This is a genomic window from Pseudoalteromonas sp. SR45-5 (genome assembly GCF_014163565.1).
Lineage (GTDB): Bacteria > Pseudomonadota > Gammaproteobacteria > Enterobacterales > Alteromonadaceae > Pseudoalteromonas > Pseudoalteromonas distincta.
The window spans coordinates 1-2662 of sequence record NZ_JACJDN010000554.1; the positions used below are offsets into that span (position 1 = coordinate 1).

At 38.2% G+C, this 2662-nt stretch carries 2 protein-coding genes; one reads left to right on the forward strand and one right to left on the reverse strand.

Annotated features, from left to right (window positions below; genetic code table 11):
- On the reverse strand, positions 1–1241 hold a 1241-nt coding region (locus tag H5072_RS16375), incomplete at its 3' end, for an aromatic amino acid transport family protein (RefSeq protein WP_182694133.1).
- A 445-nt stretch (positions 1242–1686) separates the two neighbouring features.
- Here H5072_RS16375 and H5072_RS16380 point away from each other — a divergent pair.
- Positions 1687–2484, forward strand: a complete 798-nt coding sequence (locus tag H5072_RS16380; protein WP_182694134.1) for an alpha/beta fold hydrolase — start codon at positions 1687–1689, stop codon at positions 2482–2484.
- The last annotated feature ends 178 nt before the right edge of the window (positions 2485–2662 follow it).

The following is a 2662-nucleotide window of genomic DNA, read 5'->3' on the forward strand; positions in this document are numbered from 1 at the left end:
CCAACCGCTAATATAAATAGCGTGCTAAAGCGATTTCGGTATTTATTAAGTGCAGGTACTTTATAAACTGCAATCATTGGCATAATGAATAAAATCATCGCAATGATAGGGCCCGATAACTGATCCATCATGTCTAAAATACTTGGGTTTTTAACCGCACAAAACCAAATAGCTAAAAACATGATTAACACACCAATTTTATCGGTAACGCCAGCGCTTAAGCCTGTTTGTTTAGTTACTAAACCCGTAAAGCTTTCACGCGCTCCTAAAAAGTGACCCAAAAACGACGATGTAATAGCAATAAAGGCAACAAGCGGCCCAAGTGTGGCAATAAACGAGTTATCAGTAATGTTAGCAAGGTAGGATAAAACCGATACGTTAGCGGCTTTAGCAGCGGCCATTTGCTCGCCTGTAAGCGACAGCACGCAAGAGAACACAAATAACAGTACAAAGGTAATAAGTAGTAAGCTAGTGCGCTTTAAAATCGCCTCAGACTTATGTGTAGCTTGTTCACCGTAGTGACCGCGTTGCACGTTTACAAAGCTTGAGATAGCCGCTGCGTGGCTAAACGAAAACACAATAATAGGAATAGATAACCACAACGTTTTACCAAAGCTGCCCATTTCAGGCATTGTCATATCTGGCATTTGCCAGCTAGGGATTAAATAAAGTGATAAAAAGAACAATATACCCACAAGCGGATAAACTAAAATAGCAAAGGCACGCAGCATTAAGCGCTCTCCGCCCATCATTAAGCTAATCATACCTGCAACTAATACACCCGAAAGCAACACGCGAGAAGGTGATTCCATCCCCATTTGATTAACCATAAAGCTATCAACGGTATTGGTTAAGCCCACACCGTAAATAAGCAAAATTGGGAATATAGATAAAAAGTACAATAAAGAAATTAACCGCCCCGCAGTCACACCAAAGTGTTCTTCAACTACATCGGTAAAATCGGCATCTTTATTTTTTGATGAAAGTACAAAACGCGCTAATCCAAGGTGTGCACAAAAGGTCATTGGAAATGCTAAGCATGCCAAAATAATTAACGGCCAAAAACCGCCAATGCCAATATTAATAGGTAAAAATAAAATACCCGCACCAACGGCGGTACCAAAAAGGCTTAAAGTCCACTGCGTATCGTGCAGATTCCATTTAGAAGTGGGTGTGTTTGAAGGTGTGTGTGCACCTGTTGTTGATGCATTTGAAAGCGTTGCATCTTGAGATGTTGTCATGTGTGTGTTTATCCATTATTTAAATAATAATCGCGCGCAAGAATATAGTTTTTAGCTAAAAATTTCATGTTTTGAGAGGATTTGTAGACTAATTAATTAGACCAAATTGAAGGGTAAGTGTCATGAATACGAAACAGCGGTGTAAAAGTGAGCAAACCCTTAAGCGGCAGCACCACATTATAATTTTAAAGTAGGTTGGTTTGAGCGCAGCGAAACCCAACACGCTATAGTGTCACGCGAGCAGCAAAGCCGAGATAGGCGGTTTTCATAAGGTAAAAATAGGGACTGGTCATTTTTATTGGTTTGCATTTAAAAATCAGAATCTGCTCCCAAAAGCTGTTAAGTAGAAGCCATTGATCTGAACTTCATAAGAGATTTTTATTAAACTCCGTTATACTTCCTGCAATTGAATATGCCAAACGAAGTAAATAGGCCACTAACTGTAATGAGCAAAGAGATTCTCTTCCATACTACTTTTGCGCACGAAACCAGTAAAACATGGGTTGTATTTGTCCATGGAGCAGGTGGTAGCTCGGCAATTTGGTTTCGTCAGCTTAAAGCCTATAAAAAAAAATATAATGTGTTGTTGCTAGATCTTCGTGGTCACGGTAAATCGAATAACTTAGTACAAAACTTTGTTGATAATAATTATTCATTTAATAATGTCTCTAAAGACATCATTGATGTGTTAGATCATAACAATATCTCCAGCGCACATTTTGTTGGCATTTCATTGGGCACAATACTCATTCGAAATATTGCTGAAATTGCGCCGCAATATGTTTCTAGCATGGTGCTAGGTGGAGCGGTTACTCGTTTTAATACTCGCAGTAATACATTGGTTTATTTAGGTAATACTTTTAAACACTTCTTGCCTTATATGTGGCTGTATCGCTTATTTGCTTTTATCATGATGCCGAAAAAGCGTCATAAAGAATCTCGACTTTTGTTTGTTCGTGAAGCAAAACGCTTGTGCCAAAAAGAGTTTATAAAATGGTTTAAATTAGCCATGGACGTAAATCCTTTAATGCAATACTTCAAAGAAAAAGACATTGATATTCCCATTCTTTACATTATGGGCAAAGAAGATCATATGTTCCTTGGCCCTGTTAAAGAAATGGTTAAGCGTCATAAAAATAGCGTACTGCAAACTATTCACCATTGTGGCCATGTCTGCAATGTAGAACGTCCTGACTTATTCAATCAGCACTCGCTTGCTTTTATCGCCCAGCAAAATCGTTAAGGGTTGTAGATAAAATAGGGATAGGCCTTTCTTTTTTGACTTACAAAACTTAAAAAAGATCTAAATGGGTTAACTTAAAAGGAATTTAAATTGGAAGCGTTAAGTACTGCTAAGCAAGTTATTGATATCTTTTCGGCTTTATTAAGCCCTGTAATTGCCATCTCAGTAGGCTTTATTG

Bases quoted from the DNA above. Each gene is read 5' to 3' on its own strand.
- H5072_RS16380 (WP_182694134.1), top strand. From the start codon at position 1,687: ATGAGCAAAGAGATTCTCTTCCATACTACTTTTGCGCACGAAACCAGT.